This window comes from Bradyrhizobium sp. CIAT3101 (genome assembly GCF_029714945.1).
Lineage (GTDB): Bacteria > Pseudomonadota > Alphaproteobacteria > Rhizobiales > Xanthobacteraceae > Bradyrhizobium.
This window is the reverse complement of sequence record NZ_CP121634.1, coordinates 7899113-7916683: the sequence shown is the minus strand read 5'-3', so window position 1 is coordinate 7916683 and position 17571 is coordinate 7899113. Positions and strand designations below refer to the sequence as shown.

At 65.3% G+C, this 17571-nt stretch carries 23 protein-coding genes; 9 read left to right on the top strand and 14 right to left on the bottom strand.

Translation table 11 applies throughout. The features are described 5' to 3' along the window. Positions 1-63: 63 nt before the first annotated feature. The 3 genes from QA645_RS36965 to QA645_RS36955 all read right to left on the bottom strand — a co-directional run bounded on the left by QA645_RS36965 (position 64) and on the right by QA645_RS36955 (position 1514). Complete coding sequence (locus tag QA645_RS36965; RefSeq protein WP_254134355.1) at positions 64-504, bottom strand: nuclear transport factor 2 family protein; 441 nt, start codon at positions 502-504, stop codon at positions 64-66. 200 nt (positions 505-704) lie between these two features. Continuing rightward, positions 705-968 carry a hypothetical protein gene (locus tag QA645_RS36960; RefSeq protein WP_254134354.1) on the bottom strand — a complete coding sequence of 88 codons (264 nt, stop codon included), beginning with the start codon at positions 966-968 and terminating at the stop codon, positions 705-707. Positions 969-1037: 69 nt separating this feature from the next. Beyond that, the gene (locus QA645_RS36955) at positions 1038-1514 is read right to left on the bottom strand and encodes a nuclear transport factor 2 family protein (protein ID WP_283046062.1); all 477 of its coding nucleotides are present in this window, start codon (positions 1512-1514) and stop codon (positions 1038-1040) included. A 250-nt stretch (positions 1515-1764) separates the two neighbouring features. Between QA645_RS36955 and QA645_RS36950 the strand changes: the two genes are divergently transcribed. From QA645_RS36950 to QA645_RS36940, 3 genes are all read left to right on the top strand, one after another. Then, positions 1765-2001, top strand: coding sequence for a hypothetical protein (locus tag QA645_RS36950; protein WP_283046061.1), 237 nt, complete (start codon positions 1765-1767; stop codon positions 1999-2001). A 97-nt stretch (positions 2002-2098) separates the two neighbouring features. Next, positions 2099-2281 carry a hypothetical protein gene (locus tag QA645_RS36945; RefSeq protein WP_283046060.1) on the top strand — a complete coding sequence of 61 codons (183 nt, stop codon included), beginning with the start codon at positions 2099-2101 and terminating at the stop codon, positions 2279-2281. Between the two features lie 110 nt (positions 2282-2391). Next, complete coding sequence (locus QA645_RS36940; RefSeq protein WP_254134350.1) at positions 2392-2778, top strand: hypothetical protein; 387 nt, start codon at positions 2392-2394, stop codon at positions 2776-2778. A gap of 113 nt (positions 2779-2891) precedes the next feature. Here QA645_RS36940 and uvrB read toward each other — a convergent pair whose 3' ends face one another. The 4 genes from uvrB to QA645_RS36920 all read right to left on the bottom strand — a co-directional run bounded on the left by uvrB (position 2892) and on the right by QA645_RS36920 (position 7538). Continuing rightward, complete coding sequence (gene uvrB, locus QA645_RS36935) at positions 2892-5855, bottom strand: excinuclease ABC subunit UvrB (protein WP_283046059.1); 2964 nt, start codon at positions 5853-5855, stop codon at positions 2892-2894. A gap of 92 nt (positions 5856-5947) precedes the next feature. After that, positions 5948-6178, bottom strand: coding sequence for a hypothetical protein (locus QA645_RS36930; protein WP_254134347.1), 231 nt, complete (start codon positions 6176-6178; stop codon positions 5948-5950). Between the two features lie 43 nt (positions 6179-6221). Then, positions 6222-6449 carry a hypothetical protein gene (locus QA645_RS36925; RefSeq protein WP_254134346.1) on the bottom strand — a complete coding sequence of 76 codons (228 nt, stop codon included), beginning with the start codon at positions 6447-6449 and terminating at the stop codon, positions 6222-6224. 174 nt (positions 6450-6623) lie between these two features. Next, positions 6624-7538, bottom strand: coding sequence for a LysR substrate-binding domain-containing protein (locus tag QA645_RS36920; RefSeq protein WP_254134345.1), 915 nt, complete (start codon positions 7536-7538; stop codon positions 6624-6626). A gap of 193 nt (positions 7539-7731) precedes the next feature. Between QA645_RS36920 and QA645_RS36915 the strand changes: the two genes are divergently transcribed. The 3 genes from QA645_RS36915 to QA645_RS36905 all read left to right on the top strand — a co-directional run bounded on the left by QA645_RS36915 (position 7732) and on the right by QA645_RS36905 (position 9536). Further along, entirely contained in the window at positions 7732-8511 is a 780-nt protein-coding gene (locus tag QA645_RS36915) for a sulfite exporter TauE/SafE family protein (protein ID WP_254134344.1), read from the top strand. Continuing rightward, positions 8508-8738 (top strand): hypothetical protein, encoded by a 231-nt coding sequence (locus QA645_RS36910; protein WP_283046058.1) that lies wholly within the window; start codon positions 8508-8510, stop codon positions 8736-8738. The genes QA645_RS36915 and QA645_RS36910 overlap by 4 nt, the downstream gene beginning before the upstream one ends. A gap of 99 nt (positions 8739-8837) precedes the next feature. Next, positions 8838-9536, top strand: a complete 699-nt coding sequence (locus QA645_RS36905) for a glutathione S-transferase family protein (protein ID WP_283046057.1) — start codon at positions 8838-8840, stop codon at positions 9534-9536. A 77-nt stretch (positions 9537-9613) separates the two neighbouring features. Here QA645_RS36905 and QA645_RS36900 read toward each other — a convergent pair whose 3' ends face one another. Further along, on the bottom strand, positions 9614-9817 hold the full coding sequence (locus tag QA645_RS36900; RefSeq protein WP_283046056.1) for a cysteine-rich CWC family protein: 204 nt from the start codon (positions 9815-9817) through the stop codon (positions 9614-9616). 114 nt (positions 9818-9931) lie between these two features. On the opposite strand from QA645_RS36900, the gene QA645_RS36895 reads away from it, so the two are divergent. The 3 genes from QA645_RS36895 (at position 9932) to QA645_RS36885 (ending at position 13145) form a co-directional block, all read left to right on the top strand. Beyond that, a complete protein-coding gene (locus QA645_RS36895; RefSeq protein ID WP_283046055.1) occupies positions 9932-11515 on the top strand; it encodes a DUF1800 family protein in 1584 nt (527 codons plus the stop codon). A gap of 2 nt (positions 11516-11517) precedes the next feature. Then, positions 11518-12735, top strand: a complete 1218-nt coding sequence (locus QA645_RS36890) for a DUF1501 domain-containing protein (protein ID WP_283046054.1) — start codon at positions 11518-11520, stop codon at positions 12733-12735. Positions 12736-12821: 86 nt separating this feature from the next. Next, positions 12822-13145, top strand: coding sequence for an antibiotic biosynthesis monooxygenase (locus QA645_RS36885; protein ID WP_283046053.1), 324 nt, complete (start codon positions 12822-12824; stop codon positions 13143-13145). 18 nt (positions 13146-13163) lie between these two features. Here the strand turns inward: QA645_RS36885 and QA645_RS36880 are convergent, their stop codons facing one another. The 6 genes from QA645_RS36880 to QA645_RS36855 form a co-directional block, all read right to left on the bottom strand. After that, entirely contained in the window at positions 13164-14105 is a 942-nt protein-coding gene (locus QA645_RS36880) for an aldo/keto reductase (protein ID WP_283046052.1), read from the bottom strand. A gap of 343 nt (positions 14106-14448) precedes the next feature. Continuing rightward, positions 14449-14904 (bottom strand): GNAT family N-acetyltransferase, encoded by a 456-nt coding sequence (locus QA645_RS36875; protein WP_254134338.1) that lies wholly within the window; start codon positions 14902-14904, stop codon positions 14449-14451. A 164-nt stretch (positions 14905-15068) separates the two neighbouring features. Continuing rightward, on the bottom strand, positions 15069-15875 hold the full coding sequence (locus tag QA645_RS36870) for a PAS-domain containing protein (protein WP_254134337.1): 807 nt from the start codon (positions 15873-15875) through the stop codon (positions 15069-15071). A gap of 129 nt (positions 15876-16004) precedes the next feature. After that, complete coding sequence (locus QA645_RS36865; protein ID WP_254135579.1) at positions 16005-16151, bottom strand: hypothetical protein; 147 nt, start codon at positions 16149-16151, stop codon at positions 16005-16007. 84 nt (positions 16152-16235) lie between these two features. Continuing rightward, positions 16236-16412, bottom strand: a complete 177-nt coding sequence (locus QA645_RS36860; protein WP_254134336.1) for a hypothetical protein — start codon at positions 16410-16412, stop codon at positions 16236-16238. A 156-nt stretch (positions 16413-16568) separates the two neighbouring features. Next, positions 16569-17219, bottom strand: coding sequence for a glutathione S-transferase family protein (locus tag QA645_RS36855; RefSeq protein WP_254134335.1), 651 nt, complete (start codon positions 17217-17219; stop codon positions 16569-16571). Positions 17220-17571: the final 352 nt, after the last annotated feature.

Here is a 17571-nt window from a genome sequence, read left to right as displayed (position 1 = left end):
AGGACAAGGTCGCGGAAGCATCAATCGATCGGTCCCGAATTGCGGAGCCCGTTGGTGTCCCCCTCAGCCGACGCTGGTCATCTTCGGCAGATGAATGGCGCGGCCGAGTGCCTGCTCGACCAGGTCGAAGGTGTCGATCAGCACGCGCATGCTGATGAGCCGGTCCGCCCTGAACTGGGCGAACTGCGCGACGCGCAAGCTGATCGGCTTGTCGGAATCAAGTGCCGTGAGCGAATAGCGCAGCATCGAGGAGGCGGAATCGACGCCCAGCATGATGCTCTCGCGCTCGAAGCGGCGGACGTGGAAATTGTCGGCGAGCTGGCGGATGACCTGGAGCACGGCCGCCTTGCCCTGGCGCGCGCCCAGGAACGGAAACATGTCGATCGGGCCATAGATCGCCCATTCGACGTCCTCGTCGATCAGGGCCTCGATGTCCTCGAAATGCCGGTCGTTGATCGCGCGGTGCAACGCACGCGAGAAACGCCAGAGGCTGTGCTCTGTCATTTTGGGCAGTCCTGACGCTGGGTTTGTAGAAAAACGGAAAACAACCCCATGCACCGCAATGTGCCCCGGGGCCGGTCAACTCATTTGTATGCGAACAAATACGGGATTTCGGCCAAAACGCAATTCACGTTTTTGCAATGCACAAGTGAGCGCCAAGTGTGAGATTTACAATAGAACCCCGTAATCTTACCGGAGTTCGATCAGTCGTGGCCGCGTGCCGGTTCCCGCTCGATCGCGATGGCATCGTCGCGCATAGCCATCATGGCGAAGAGAGCGGCGCCGCCGATCCCGCCGATCGCAGCCCCCACTGGCATGAAGGTGAGGAACACCAGCATGCCGCTATAGCCTTCGAAGCTGGTGGTCTGTGCGATCTCGACCCAGGCGAGTCCGGCGCCGACGCCGAGCGCGGCTCCCCCCAACGCCCCCAGGAACAGCCCCAAGATTGCAAGCAACGCGACTTTCATCGGCAAACATCACCAGAGCCGGCGTGCATGACGCCCCGAGGAATAAGTCGGGGAAGCGGTGAGGGAGGTTCAAGCGCGAGGCGGTGCCCAGTACTCGATGTCGTCCACCCCCGCCCGCGTGATCAGCGGCCCGATCTCCCGCTCCAGCACCTGCTGCACCAGATCGTAGGAATCGATGATCTCTCGGATCTGCGCGATCTGTCCGTTCCGGAAGGTATAAAACACCGCCATGTCGAACTGCACGATGCGGCCGTTGCTGCGCTTGGTGAAATAGGTGTGCAGGTAGGTCGCGACATCGTCGCCGTCGGCGACGACGTGCGGCGCCTTGTAGCGGATCTCGGAATAGCGCGACCACACCGTCTGCCAAAGCTCGCGCAGCTCGGCCTTGCCGTGGCGCGGGCCCATATGCGGCAGCACGTCGATCGGCGCGTGGGTGAGGAAGTCGACGTCGTCGGTGCAGCACGACAGCGCCGCCTCGATGTCGCCGCGCGCAAAATTATCGAGCAGATGCAGCACGCGTTGCCTGTTCAACTTTTCAACCGTCATGCTGCTCCAGCCTTCATTGGCCACGGATTGAGGAACGCTATGGCCCGGCGCGCGGGTCCATCAATCCGCGAAAACACCGGGCTACCGAGCGATTGGTCACGCTGCAATGTACGTGGGTTCACACCATTCAATGGCGGATTGCGCTTGCATCCGCATGCACGAATTTCAATCGTTGCCGCGTGGCGAGCGCTGGAACCCGGAGCGGCCCACGCTCGTTGAGACGGCGACACCGTATCCGGAGACATCGATCATGAAATCCCCGCTCATCGCCGTCACTGCCGCGCTGCTCATGCTAGGCGCGAGCTCCGCCGCCAACGCCAAGGGCTGCATCAAAGGCGCCGTGGTCGGCGGCGTCGCCGGCCATTATGCCGGCCATCATGGCGTGCTCGGCGCTGCCGCCGGCTGCCTCTACGGCCGCCACCGCGCCAACGAGCAGGACAAGCAGCAGCAACAGCAGAGCCAGGTGAACGGGCAGGGCAAGCTGTAGAGACGCCGAAAAACCTCGCACCGGCGGCCTTCTGTCCAGGTCGTGCCGATGGTAAATTCCAGCCGCAAACGCTGGGGTTGAGTCGGGCGAGGGAACGATGGACGTCGGGAAGTCCTTGTGGGGCGTCGTCGTCGTCGCAATCGTGTTCCTCTATTGCGTCGTCGCTTTCGTGGGAAACGCGTCCCGTTCGCAGGGCGTCAAATACAATTGGCTCAGCGTCTTGCTGTCGTTCTCGACGATTGGCCTCGCCATCTATCTCGTCTTCTTCCGCCAGCTCTGAGTTCCTTCAGCCGGCTTCACGCCGCGGGCCCCGGCACCGCGTGAGCCAGCTCACATCTCGCTTTTGACATCGCGGCTAACATTATCCGCATGTCATCAGGGAGACGTGCCATGGCCGTCACCGCCGCTGCGCGAAAGTCCCGCCTGCGCAACGCGCTCGAGGGCTTTGCGCTGACCGCGATCCTGCAGAGCTTCCCGACCTTCGCCGCCGCCGCGCTGCTGCTCAAGCTGTGCGGCAATCACGACCTCGTCGGCGACCCCGGCGTCGCCATCTTCGTCGCCTTCGCCTCGCTGGTTCATGCGACCATCGCGGTCACGCTCGGGCCGATCTTCCCGGCCCTGTTCAAGACTCTCTACGAGCCAAGTTTCTTCGATGGCACCCTGTCGCTCTCCGACAAGATCACCGAATGGCGCACCCACCCGGTCGCCTCGCTCCAGCTCGTGACCATCGTGCTGCTGCTGTCCGTGATGGCGGTGGTGACGGCGAGCGTGGGGTGAGGAGCCTCAATCCGCCACGTCATTTCCGGAGCGGCGCACACCGGCGAGCTATGATGCGCAATTGCGCATCTGAGAATCCATGGTCACGACAAGTGCGGACGATATGCAGTCGCCTACCTCTTCTTCCACCCACCCCGCCGCCCCGGCATCCCGCCCGTCGACTTCGGCGCCGGCCCGAACTCCGGCCCGGACTGCCGTGAGTCCGTCGGCTGGATGATCCGGCTGGTGCTTCCGAACGGCTTTGACGGCAGCGTCTGTTTCTCGCGGTAGGGCAGGGATTCCGGGCCGTGCATCTCGTCGAGATGCGGCTTGTGGACCTTCGAGCCGCTGCTGCTGCCACCGCCGCTGGCCTTCAGCGCGGAGCTCACGGTCTTCTTCTTCATCGCACTGACGGGGAGGTTGGCGGCGTCGCCGTACTTCCTGGTGCCGGCATAGGCGCCGGCCTTGCCGGCGACGGTGCGCTGTTTCGCGGTGGGATCGTCGACGACCGCGAGCTCGGTGGCGCGCAGGCGCTTGACCTCGTCGCGCAGGCGCGCGGCCTCCTCGAAGTTCAGATCGGCGGCGGCCTCGCGCATCCGCGTCTCCAGATCGGCGAGCACGGCTTCGAAATTGTGGCCGATCGAGATGACGTCGTCGGTCATGTCGTGGCCGCCGACCTCGACCAGCACGTGGTCGCGCTCGTAGACGGAGTTGAGGATGTCGCCGATCTGCTTCTTCACGCTCTCCGGCGTGATGCCGTTGGCGGTGTTGTATTCGACCTGCTTTTCGCGGCGGCGGTTGGTCTCGGCGATGGCGCGCTCCATCGAGCCCGTCATCTGGTCGGCATAGAGGATCACCTGGCCGTCGACGTTGCGCGCGGCGCGGCCGATGGTCTGGATCAGCGAGGTCTCGCTGCGCAGAAAACCTTCCTTGTCGGCGTCGAGAATGGCGACCAGCGCGCATTCGGGAATGTCGAGGCCTTCGCGCAAGAGGTTGATGCCGACCAGCGCGTCGAAGGCGCCGAGCCGGAGGTCGCGAATGATCTCGATGCGCTCGATGGTGTCGATGTCCGAGTGCATGTAGCGGACGCGAATGCCCTGCTCATGCAGATATTCGGTGAGGTCCTCCGCCATGCGCTTGGTCAGCACGGTGATCAGCGAGCGGTAGCCGGCCTGCGCGGTGGCGCGCACCTCGCCGACGAGATCGTCGACCTGGGTGCGGGCCGGGCGAATGTTCACCGGGGGATCAATGAGCCCCGTCGGGCGGATGACCTGCTCGACGAATACGCCGCCGCTCTCGTTCAGCTCCCAGCCGCCGGGTGTCGCCGACACCGCGACCGTCTGCGGCCGCATCATGTCCCATTCCTCGAAGCGGAGCGGGCGGTTGTCCATGCAGGAGGGCAGGCGGAAACCGTATTCGGCCAGCGTCGCCTTGCGGCGGAAGTCGCCGCGGAACATGCCGCCGATCTGCGGCACGGTGACGTGGCTTTCGTCGGCGAACACCAGCGCGTTGTCGGGGACGTATTCGAACAGCGTCGGCGGCGGCTCGCCGGGCAGGCGCCCGGTGAGATAGCGCGAATAGTTCTCGATGCCGGCGCAGCTTCCCGTCGCTTCCATCATCTCGAGGTCGAAGGTGGTGCGCTGCTCCAGCCGCTGCGCTTCCAGCAGGCGACCCTGATTGTTCAGCTGGTCGAGCCGCTGCTTCAGCTCCGATTTGATCGACTTGATCGCCTGCACCAGCGTCGGGCGCGGCGTTACATAGTGCGAGTTGGCGTACATCTTGATGAATTCGAGCTCGTCCTGCTTGTGGCCGGTGAGCGGATCGAATTCCTCGATATTCTCGATGGTGTCGCCGAACAGATTCACGCGCCAGGCGCGGTCTTCATAGTGCGCCGGGAAGATGTCGATGACGTCGCCCCGCACGCGAAAGGTACCGCGGGTGAAATCGGCCTGCGTGCGCTTGTACTGGAGCGCGACGAGATCGGCGATCAGCTGGCGCTGGTCGATGCGCTCGCCCTTCTTCAGCGCGAAGGTCATCGCGGTGTAGGTTTCGACCGAGCCGATACCGTAGATGCAGGACACGGACGCGACGATGATGACGTCGTCGCGTTCGAGCAGCGCGCGCGTCGCCGAGTGGCGCATGCGGTCGATCTGCTCGTTGATGGACGAGTCCTTCTCGATATAGGTGTCGGTGCGCGGAACGTAGGCTTCCGGCTGGTAGTAGTCGTAATAACTGACGAAATACTCGACCGCGTTGTCGGGAAAGAAGCTCTTGAACTCGCCATAGAGCTGGGCGGCGAGCGTCTTGTTCGGCGCCAGGATAATGGCCGGCCGCTGCGTCGCCTCGATCACCTTGGCCATGGTGTAGGTCTTGCCGGAGCCGGTGACGCCGAGCAGCACCTGCGAACGGTCGTTGCGCTGGATGCCCTCGACGAGCTCCGCGATCGCGGTCGGCTGGTCGCCGCGCGGCTGGTAGGGCGACTTGATCTCGAAGCGCACACCGCCTTCGGACTTCTCCGGGCGCGGCGGCCGGTGCGGGGTCCACACCTTGGTGGAGCCGTCATCCTTGCGGAACTCCGGCCGGCCCTCGCGGATCAGCGATTCCAGCGCATCTGCGGTGGCCTTGACGCCGAGCGCCTCCATCTTGGTGCGCGGCGGACGCGCCAGCGCTTCGGCATCGTCCTCTTCGGTGGGAAGGCCGAGCTGCCGCGCCAGTTCCGGATCGAGCGTCGGGATCGTGGCCGCCGTTCCGTAATTGGCCTGCGGCGCCTCGTCGAAGCCCGCATCGCGAGTTCCGGGCGGTTGCGGATTGGGCCGCAGCGGCATCGGCCGATCCTGCGGAAACTCCTTCGGCGTCGAGGCCCGCGCCCGATGCGCGGCGGCCTCGCCGCCGGAGCGACGGTCGCGCGAATTGTCCGGCGGCGGTTGCAGCCCGGTGCCCGATCCCAGCCCGGCATCGCCGCGATTGATCGCGGGATTGAGCAATTCGGCCAGGGCCGGCCCGATCGGCTGCACATCGGGTCGATGTGCCTTCGAGTTCGGCGCCTTGTTGGCAGTCTTGGATTTCGGGGATTTTGGGGGAGCAGCTTTCTTCGCCATGCCCCGAATATGGGACGAGTCCGCCCCTCAGAAAAGGGCGAATACCCGTCCACACGCAGGCTGCTGACAGCAGGTTGGCAGCAGGGGCGCGACTATGCCGCCGGCAGCGGTCCGTCGCCGTCCACGACCGTCAGGCGCGGCTCGAGGATGTCGAGATGGATCCCGCCGCAATCGGTGCAGCGCATGGTCCAGTACTCGCACCCGGCGCGGCCGCCGATCACACGGAGGACCGTGAGATCGCCGTTACATTCCGGGCATATCGCCAGCACCTTGCGCGAATAAATCCGCGGCCGCGGACCGTCTTCGAAATCGATGACCGACATCAACCGGTGTCCCCCTGTGGCGCCTCGCTGTCGTTCGACAGGTCTATTCGTCGTCGATGTCGTCGGCGCGTCGGCGGAAGCGATCGATGTGATGCTTGGCGTCCGCGATCGCGGCGTCGGGATCGGGCCAGGCGAAGCCGACTTCCATGGCCGGAAACAGCACACCGTCGATGGCAACCGGGCTGAAATCGGCGCGCCGGATCCGGGCGTGCCACAGTCCCTTGCCAGCTTCGAAGGATTCGATGTCAAAGCCGTCGTAAAGGGTCGTCATAGGTAGTCCCCAAATGCTCTCTTGTCGGAGGGTTAGAGGACCACGTTTGCGGATTTCGAAATGTGAAGCCGTTCACACGCGGCCGGCTTTTTCACCCGATCGGGTGATGGGCCAGAGCGTTTTCGAGCGAAGTGGATACCGGTTCGCGTAAAGAAAACGCGTCAAAACAAGAATCTAGCCCCGTCCGGCGGCGCGGCTCGACCGGCGCGGCCGGGCTGCGGGTTCCGCTGCGGAACGCATGATCCAGCGGCGGAACGCGGCAAAATCGCGCTGTTCGGTCTGAAAGCTGCGGTAGAGCAGGTACCAGCGCATGCCTTTTGGCACCGAGAGGTCGAACGGCGCGATCAGGCGTCCGGCGGCGAGATCGTCGTCGATATAGGGCCGGATGCCCATGGCGATGCCGAGCCCGTCGGCGGCGGCCTGGAGCGCCTGGCCATAGAACTGGAACTCCGGCCCGCGCGCATTGATGCGGGGCAGGCCCGCGGCTTTCAGCCAGATCGGCCAGTCCTCGGTTGAATGGGTGACGCGGATCAGGCTCGGGCCTTTGAGATCGGCCGGGCGTTTCAGGCCGGAGGCGAGGCGCGGCACGCAGACCGGCGTGAGGTCGCCGGCGAACAGCGGCTCGGCGACGAGCCCTGGCCAGTCGCCGGTGCCAAGCTTGATGCCACAGCTCCAATCCTCGCCGAACGGCACCTCGGCGCCGCCGGTGGTGAAGCGCACCTCGATGTCGGGCTCCTCGCTGCGAAACTCCGACAGCCGCGGGATCAGCCAGCGCATCGCGAACGTATGTCCGACTCCGATGGTGAGCACGCGAACGCCGGAGGGCGCCGTCACCTGTGCGGTGAGGCTGGCGAGCGCGTCGAAGATCGGCGTCAGGCCGCTCTGATAGGCGCGGCCCGCCTGCGTCAGCACGAGCTTGTTGGCCTTGCGCTCGAACAGCGCGACGCCGAGCCGCTCTTCCAGCAGATGCACCATGCGGCTGACGGCGGCCGCCGACACGCTCAGCTCGACGCCGGCCGCGGCGAAGCTGCCGGTCCGCGCCGCCGCCTCGAATGCCTTGATGCCGTTGAGAAAGAGCAGCCGCCGCAACCGAAGGACCCTCAGGAAAGCTGATGCCAGGGCAAGATAACTCAGTTTGCCCGAACGGAGCAAGCGAGGCACAAATATCAGCGTAATTCATGCTGATTTGAGCCGGAGGCGCCCTTCTTCGCTTCTCCCCCAAACGGGGCGAAGGGGATTGAGCAGTCTGCGTCCCTGACCATTCCAATAGGAGACCCCTCGCGTGACGCCCATCATGATCGCTGCCCTCGGATTGCTGATGGTCGCCACGGCGTTCCTGTCGGGGTTGTTCGGCATGGCGGGCGGGCTGATCCTGATCGGCGTGCTGCTGGCGCTGATGCCGCTGCCGACCGCGATGGTGCTGCACGCGATCACGCAGATGGCTTCCAACGGCTGGCGCGCGCTGCTGTGGCGCGCCCATATCCGCTGGCGGCCGGTCGCGAACTACATGGTCGGCGCGGCCATCGCGCTGGCGGCCTGGTCGCTCACCCGCTACGTGCCGGACAAGCCGATGGCGCTCCTGATGCTCGGTGCCACGCCGTTCATGGCGCGGCTGCTGCCGACGAATATCAAGCCCGATCCGGACCGCCTCTGGCAGGGCACCGTCTACGGCACGATCTGCATGGGCCTGATGCTGATGACCGGCGTCTCCGGTCCGCTGCTCGACACCTTCTTTCTCGGCGGCGATTTCGGCCGGCGCGAGAAGGTGGCGACCAAGGCGATGTGCCAGCTCGTCAGCCATTTCACCAAGCTGATCTATTTCGGCGGAATCATCGACCAGGCCGCGACGCTCGATCCCGTCCTCGCCGGTATCGCCATTGCAGCCTCGATGATCGGCACCTCGCTGGCGCGGCGCATTCTCGAAGCCATGACCGATCAGCAATTCATCGCCTGGTCGAACAAGCTGATCACCACCATCGCCTGCTATTACATCGCCTATGGTGGCTGGCTCCTGCTTCGCACGCCGGTGCTGGCTGCCTTCGACAAGGGAGGTTTGCAATGAGCGAGACCGCCGACCCGCTGGTGCTGGACTTCGTCGAATGGATCGCGCGCGAGCCGCGCGCCTATGCCGAGGTGATCTCGACCTGGAAGACCTCGTGCCCGCGCCTCACCATCTGGGAGGACGCCGCCGATCGCGGCTTCGTCGCGCGCGAGACGCTGCCCGGCATCGGCCTGATCATCGCGGTGACGGAAGACGGCGAAAGGTGGCTGCGAACCCACGGGCGGTGACGCCACAACGTCATTGCGAGCGCAAGCGAAGCAATCCAGAATGTCTCCGCAGCGGCAGACTGGATTGCTTCGCTGCGCTCGCAATGACGGAACACCACCATGTCGCTCAAGCTCTTCGAACTCGTCGGCACCGACGCCTCGCGCCCCTTCAGTCCCTATTGCTGGCGCACGCGGATGGCGCTCGCGCACAAGGGGCTGACGGCGGACTCGCTGCCTTGGCGCTTCACCGAGAAGAGCATGATCGCGCCGCACGGCTCGGAGAAGGTTCCGGTGCTGCTGCATCACGACAAGCCCGTGGTCGATTCCTGGGCGATCGCGAACTATCTCGAAGACAATTTCCCCGATCGCCCATCGCTGTTCGGCGGCGAGGGCGGGCGCGCCATGGCGCGCATGATCAATGCCTGGGGCGACATCGCCATCGTCGGCGGCATCTTTCCGCTGATCATCGCCGACATCCCGAACAATCTCGCCGAGGTCGATGCCGCCTATTTTCGCCAATCGCGCGAGGCTCGTTTCGGCGGCAAGAGGCTGGAAGAGATCATGGCGAGCCGCGACAGCGGTGTCGTCGCGTTCCGCAAATCGCTGGAGATCATGCGGCAGACGTTCAAGACGCAAGCCTATCTCGGCGGCGCCGCGCCGAACTATGCCGACTACATCGTGTTCGGCGGCTTCCAGTGGGCGCGCGTGGTGAGCCCGTTCAAGCTGATCGAGGCCGATGATCCCGTCTATGCCTGGCGCGAGAAGCTGCTCGATGCGTTCGACGGCATGGCGCGGAAGTCGCCGGGGTTTGCTGTGTAGACTTCGTAGGGTGGGCAAAGGCGCAGAGCGCCGTGCCCACGCAATGAAAATGGTGGGCACGCTTCGCTTTGCCCACCCTACGATACTGTCGCCCCCGCCGCCTTCCGCAGACACTCCCGGCACAGGCAATCCTCGCCCTTCACCGGCATCGGCAGCTTTGCCGTCTCCTCGGCGCACCAGCACTCGCCCGAGAGATCGCAGCCGAATTCGGCGCCGCATCGGGAGCAGGCGAGGCGGCGCGGGGCCGGTTGCGGGAGCGTGATTTCTTTCGGATTTGTCATGATTTACGCAAAAGCCTCGCCGTCATTTTCATGTCGGGTTCATCTCCGGCTGCGGTATATTAGGCGCCACGCCCGGACCAGGGAAGCGGTTGGCACCGCGCGGAGGACAAATCGATGGCCCGCGATTCGCAAGCCGCCCTCGTCGCGCTGAACCGCTTCGGCTTCGGCGCCCGCGGCGGAGCCTCCGGCGATCTCATCAATGCGGCTTCCGATCCCCGCGGTTTTGTGAAGGCGGAGCTGGCGCGTCCGGTGGGCGCGCTGCTGGAGGCGCCGGGCCTGCAATCGACGCCGCAACTCGGCCAAGCCGCGTTCGCCTATCAGGACCAGGTCAAGCAGGCGCGCGAGGCCGCGAAGGCGGCAGCTCCCACCGAAGCGCCGGCGCCGCAGCCGCCCGCCGATCCGAAGCCCGACAATCAGTTGCGGCGCAATCTCTCGCTCAACACGGTGATGACCGAGATCGCAGGTCAGCAGATGGCCGAGGCCAAACCTGCCGCCGACAACAAGCCTGCCGATCCTGCGATGAAGCCCGATACCATGCAGCCCGGTGCCGCCGCGCCGGCTGCTGCAAAACCGGCGCAGCCGCTCAACGTGATCCAGAAGACCTTTCGCGCCGAGGCACTGGCGCGGCTGCAGCGCGCGATGATGGTCGATTGCGGCTTCACCGAGCGTCTGGTCGTGTTCTGGTCCAACCATTTCTGCATCTCCGCAAGCAAGGGCGAGCTGGCGCGGATGTGGGCCGGCGCGTTCGAGCGCGAGGCGATCCGCCCGCACGTGCTTGGACGCTTCGCCGACATGCTGAAGGCGGTCGAGCAGCATCCGGCGATGCTGTTCTTCCTCGACAACCAGCAATCGCTCGGACCGGATTCGCGCGCGGGCCAGAACCGAAAGCGCGGGCTGAACGAGAATCTCGCGCGCGAGATCATGGAGCTGCATACGCTCGGCGTCGGCGGCGGCTATACGCAGGAGGACGTCACCTCGCTCGCGCGCATTATCACCGGCTGGACCTTTGCCGGCCGGCAGGGTCAGCTCGGAGCGCCCGGCTCGTTCGTCTTCAACGCCAATGCGCATCAGCCCGGGCCGCAAATGCTGCTCGGCAAGACCTACGAGGCGACGGGCCTTGCGCAGGGCGAGGCCGCGCTCGCCGACATTGCGCGCCATCCCGCGACCGCGAATTTCATCGCCACCAAATTCGTCCGTCACTTCGTCGCCGACGATCCGCCGCCCGTGCTGGTCGCGCGGCTGCGCGATGTCTTCGTCAAGACCGACGGCGATCTGAAGGCGCTTGCCGCCGCTCTGGTCGATTCCAACGAGGCCTGGCAGGTGCCGCTGGCCAAGATGCGCTCGCCTTACGATTTCCTGGTCGCGAGCGGCCGGCTGCTCGCGCGCGTGCCGGAGGATCCCGGCTTCTATCTCAACAATCTGAACCTGCTCGGCCAGCCCTTGTGGACGCCGGCCGGACCGAACGGTTTCCCCGACACGTCTGCGGCTTGGGCCGCACCCGAAGGCATGAAGCTCCGGCTCGACATCGCTTCGCAGATGGGCGCGCGGCTCGGGCCCAACATCGATCCGCTCGATCTCCTGGAATTCGCTGCGGCGGATGCGGCCTCGGTCGAAACGCGCAAGACCATCGAGCGCGCGGAATCGCGCCAGCAGGCGCTGGCACTGCTGCTGATGTCGCCGGAAATGCAGAGGAGATGATGATGATCGACTGCGTCGAAAACCGGCTCCTCACCTCGCGCCGCGGCCTTCTGCTCGGCGGCGCCTCGTTCGCGGCCTGGGCCTATTTGCCGAAATTCGCGCGCGCGGCCGACGGACGCGACCCGCGCCTGGTCGTGGTGATCCTGCGCGGCGCGCTCGACGGGCTCGCGACCGTCGCGCCGATCGGCGATCCCGATTATGCCGGCCTGCACGGCTCGATCGCGCTTGCGGCGGATGGCGCGCATCCCGCGCTGATGCTCGACAGCTTCTTCGCGCTGCATCCGTCGATGCCGGAATTCGCGCGGATGTATCGCGCGCAGCATGCCGCGGTGATTCATGCGGTGGCGACGCCGTATCGCGATCGCTCGCATTTCGACGGTCAGGACGTGCTCGAGAGCGGCTATGCCGGCCCGGGCCGCGTGCAGTCCGGCTGGCTCAATCGCGCGCTGGAAGCGCTGCCGCGCGGCGAACGCGTGTCGAGCGGTCTTGCGGTCGGCCCGACCACGCCGCTGGTGCTGCGCGGCAATGCGCCGACCGTCGGCTGGGCGCCGGTCGCGCTGCCGCAGGCCGACGACGACACTGCGATGCGGCTCGTCGATCTCTATCGCCATCGCGATCCCGCTTTGGCCTTGGCGCTGTCGCAGGGTCTCCAGCTCGAAAAGGCGGCATCCGGCGACGACATGAAGCCGAAGCCCGGCAATCAGGTCGCCCAGATGCGCCAGGTCGCGCGCGGCGCGGCGAAGCTGATGGCCGCCGATGACGGTCCGCGTATTGCCGCACTCGCCTTCGATGGTTGGGATACGCATGCCAATGAAGGCGGCCCGGTCGGGCGTCTCGCCTTCCTGCTCGGCGGTCTCGACGGCGCGCTCGCCGAGTTCGAAAGCGGCCTCGGTGAGCGCTGGCGCGACACCGTCGTCGTCGTCGCCACCGAATTCGGCCGCACCGCGCGCATCAACGGCACCGACGGTACCGACCACGGCACCGGCACCATCGCGCTGCTCGCCGGCGGCGCCGTGAAAGGCGGCCGCGTCATCTCCGACTGGCCCGGCCTCAAGCCCGCCAATCTCTATGAGGCCCGCGACCTCAAGCCCACCACCGATCTCCGCTCCGTGATCAAGGGCGTGCTGCAGAGTCAGTTCGGCCTGTCGGATCAGGTGCTGGCCCAGACCGTCTTCCCGGACAGCGCAAGCGCAAGGCCGATGAAGGGGCTGGTGGCTTAGCCGCGGCCGCCGTCATCCTGCGCCCGCGCCTTGCAGCGCGTCGCGGAATGACGACATGATCGCGTGAGCATCAGGAGACCACCCGCATGTACATCGCCATGAACCGCTTTCGCGTCACCAAAGGCTCCGAGGCTGCCTTCGAGCAGGTTTGGGCGTCGCGCGACACGCATCTGGACAAGGTGCCGGGCTTCGTCGAATTCCATCTGCTCAAAGGCCCCGAGTTCGAGGACCACACGCTCTATGCCTCGCATACGGTGTGGGCCAATCATGCGGCGTTCGAGGCCTGGACCAAGTCGGAGGCGTTCCGCGCGGCGCATGCCCGTGCCGGCGACAACAAGCCACTCTATCAGGGGCATCCCCAGTTCGAAGGGTTTGAGGTCAAGCAGACCGTCGGACGCGGCGCGAAGTAGCGCGCCGCGTCGCCAGGATCATCCCAGCGTGATCTTGTCGATCTCGGCAAGATCGTCCGCGCTGAGCTGCCAGGCGATCGCCTTGACGTTCTGCTCGACCTGCTCGACGCGGGTGGCGCCGGCGATCACGCTCGACACCTGCGGGCGCGCGGCGAGCCAGGAGAAGGCGAGCTCGAGCATCGAATGGCCGCGGGCCTGCGCAAAGCTCTGGAGCTTCTCGACGATGTCCTCGTTGCGCGGCGTGACGTAGCGGTCGCGCAGCGCCGGTGCCTTGCCGAAGCGCGTGTCGGCGGGCGCTGCCGTGCCGCGCTGGTATTTGCCGGTGAGCAGGCCGCTTGCGAGCGGGAAGAACGGCAGCAGGCCGAGCTTGTACTCCTGGGCTGCGGGCAGCAGATCCTTCTCGATGTCGCGGACGACGAGGCTGTACTCGTCCTGCGCCGAGACGAAGCGGCTGACGTTCATCGCGCGCGCGGTGAACTCGGCCTCCGCGATGCGCCACGCCGGGAAGTTGGAATGGCCGATGTAGCGGACCTTGCCCTGGCGGACGAGATCGTCGAGCGCGCGCAGCGTCTCTTCCAGCGGCGTCAGCGGATCGTAATCATGCTGCTGGTAGAGATCGATGTAATCGGTCTTGAGCCGCGTCAGGCTGGCCTCGACCGCATTCATGATGTAGCGGCGCGAGGCGCCCTGCTTGGTTCCGTCGGCCGCCATCGGCTTGGAATATTTGGTGGCGAGCACGATGTCCTTGCGGCGATCGCCGAGCACGGTGCCGAGCACCGTCTCGGAACCGCCCTGGCCGGCATAGATGTCGGCGGTGTCGAACAGCGTGATACCGAGGTCGATCGCGCGGTGGATCACCTTGCGCGACGTTTCCAGATCGGTGCGCTGGCCGAAATTGTTGCAGCCGAGCCCGACTGCAGACACGCGCAGGCCGGAGCCGCCGAGATTACGAATTTCCATGGGAGATCCTGTCAGAAAAAGCAGGCGGCCATTGTGACCGCGGCGTGCCGCACCGGCAAGCGGCTGGCTGCGTTGCAGCCATGCTGAAAGGAACTGCGGACAAAAAAATGCGGCCCCTGTCAGACGCGGCGACTGACGGGGACCGCTTGGGGCGCTTGATCGGTGACGGGGGGCCTGATCAGACGCAACTGCAACTTAGTCCCGGTGTGTTACGCGCCGGTGACAACCAAAGTTATCCACAGGCAGCATGATCCGGAAAAGTGCGTAGCGGTTTTCCGAAAAGATCATGCTCAAAACGAACCGGGGCGCGATGATGGTTCATCGCGCCCCTGTCCGGGAAAAATCAGAAAATCTTGCGATAGACGATGAAGCCGGAGCGTTCCGCGACCTTGTCGTACAGGCTCTGCGCCGTGGTGTTGGTCTCATGGGTCTGCCAGTAGACCCGTGGGGAGCCCGCGAGCTTCGCGCGCTCGTAAACGCCATAGATCAGTGCCGAGGCGACGCCCTTGCCGCGCGAGGCCTCCAGCGTGAACAGATCCTGCAGGTAGCACGATGGCTCGATCGCCGTGGTGCTGCGATGAAACAGATAGTTCGTCATGCCGAGCAGGCGGCCGTCGCTCTCGGCGACCAGCCCATGCACCGGCTCATAGGCATCGAAGAAGCGCTGCCACGTCACCTTCGTAATCTCGGGCGCGAGCGCGGTCGGGCCGGAGCGGCCGTAGAAGGCGTTGTAGCCATCCCACAGCGGCAGCCATTGATCGTAATCCTGCCGGGTGACGGAGCGAATGGTGAGCGACATCTGGGAAATCCGCGATCGATGAGGTTTCCTTCATACGGGATGAAGGGCGCGCTGATCAATCGCATGTCGATGAGTTGAATCGGTGGCGGCTCGGACTTCGGTCACCTCTCCCCGTCGGGGAGAGGTGAACCTCGAGCGCCGCCAGAGCTTCGGTCCAATCTGTTCTATTCCGCAACGCGCAAGTACCGGAGCAGCTTGCGTCCCGTCGGATCGCGCAGTGAGCGATAATAATCCGCGCGTGCGGGCGCGTCGGTGTGGCGCACCAGATCGGTCACCGGCGTGTAGCTCAGCATGCGGCCGCCGTCGGGCAGCGCGGTGCAGACGAACCGCAGCACCTCGCCGTTGCGCAAATTGATGTTGATCGGCGTGGCGTCGCCGACCCGCACCATCTCCATCCGCTGCGCGATGAAGACGCCGAGCTCGTCCTCCGGCAGCTCGAATGCGCCGGTGTCGCGGCTGTGATACATCAGTGCGATGAAGGGCGGCTTGTCGTCGGCCTTTTCGTCCGGCAGCGCGAAGTAATCGCGGAACGCACGATTGATGAATTCGGCGCGGGTCTCGGCATCGAGCAGCACGATGCCGATATCGACCTGGTCGAGCGCTGCCGACAGCCGCGCGGCAATGGCGTGGCTCTGGCGCTCGGCCGCAAAGGTGTCGAGCAGCCGCTCGCGCATGAGGCCGGTGATGCCTGCGGTGCCGAAGGCCGTCACTGCGAGGAGCCCGACCAGATCGGCGGCAGCATGGAACGGCATGGCGCGGTGGCCGAGGAAGAACAGCGCGGCGCCGATCACGGCGAGCGCCGCGCTGGTCATGGCGGAAGCGAAGCCCGACAGCGCGCCCGCAAGCGCGACAACACAGACGAACAGCGGCGCAGGCGAGGGAAGGGGGACGGCGCGATCGAGCACGATCGCCAGCAGTGCGATCGCTGCCGTGAGCACGGGACCGGAAATGGCACGCCATCCGAACCACATGGGCCTGACTCGTTCCTCCCTGAACGAGATAACGGCGTCAGACTGGCGCATGGTTGCGCGCGCGCAAGACGATTTCGCGCGGTGCGCTTAAGAGGCGCTTGCCCGCGCGCCCAAAGCTTTCGGATGATTTTAGACCAAATGCGCGTGCTTGATACGCTCCTGCAGCGTCGGCGCATTCCATGTCGACGTGCCCGGGCCCTTGCGGGTGCCTACGAAGATCAAAAGCGACGCCGCGACCAGGATGGCCGCAGTCAGGGTGATTGCAACGACTACCACAGGCGATTTCATTGGTGTCCCGTCGCGATGCTGATCGGCGCGGGGCCGCGCGGCACCTTGAAGGTCATCCAGATGAAACGGGGATCAGACCGGCAGACCCATCGCCATGGTCGCCTTGGTCGACAGCACCGTGAGGGTGACGATCAGGCAAAGCGAGAGGGCGGCGACGGCGAGCGAGGCCGCGACCGCATTGGTCAGCCGGGAAGACGAGACGGTATCGGTTTGGCCCTGAAAGCCGACCGTGCCGGACGCCCGCATCATGGGTCTAAATCCTTCAACGTGCGAGCGAATCACCCGCGACATCGAACAACGTCACAATTTCAACCGGCAATATTGCGGCGGCGGTCGCGTTGAAAATGGCGGGATTGGGGCAAAGGTTAACGCAATGCCCGCTATTCCTTAACGCCGCACCGGTTTTTAGACCCCGGCGGCAATGCTGGCGGAGTCGTCGATGTCGGCGGGGCGCCAGTCCATCGCCACGAAGCCGGGCGCGGCCTCGACGCGCTTCAGCCAGTCCCGGATCGCCGGGAAGGGCGCCAAATCGAAATCGCAGCGGTCGGCGAGGTGGGTGTAGCCGTACAGTGCGATGTCGGCGACCGTGAGCTGGCGGGCGGCGAAATAGGCGTTGGTCTTGAGGTGGTTTTCCATCACCTGGAGCGCGCCGTAGCCACGCTCCATCCAGTCCTCCAGCGCGTGGGTCTGCAGGTCACGGCCGCCCTTGACCAGCGACAGCCAGAAATATGCCGCGCCGATGTTGGGCTCGAGCGCGTGCTGCTCGAAGAACATCCATTGCAGCGCCTCGGCGCGGTCGATCCGGTTCTCAGGCGCGAGCGGCGTGCCGACGGCGACGTACCACAAGATGGCGTTGGACTCGGCGAGATAGCGATTGTCGCCGACCTCGAGCAGCGGCACCTGTCCGGACGGGTTCTTCGACAGGAAGTCCGGCGTCTTGCTCTCGCCGCGCAGAATGTCCACCTCGATGGGTTCGTAGGGCACGTTCAAAAGCGCCAGCGCAAGGCGGACCTTGTAGCTGTTGCCCGAGCGCTGCATCGAATAGAGCTTGTACATTCTGGGAGTTCGATTCCAAGGGACGGCAAAGGACGGAAAGGCGCGGCTTGTTGCCCCGCACCGCGGCTAAACAATGATGCCGATGCGAATCCGCCGCAAGGGCTGACCTATAGAAAAACTCGAAAACCCTACCGCACTGCAACGCTGCGGAAGATCATGTTCGTGCCACGCCGCAAATCAGATCACGCTTGCGTCAACGTGTGCGACAAGTCGCGTCGCGCGATCGTGTGCGAAGCGGTGATGGGTCGCGATCTCGCCACCCGCTGCCGATCGGTCGCTGGCCTCGCGCGTCAGCCCGCCGTCAGTCTCGTGGCACTTGAGCGGCTTCAAAATTGCTCCGAGGACAAGCCTT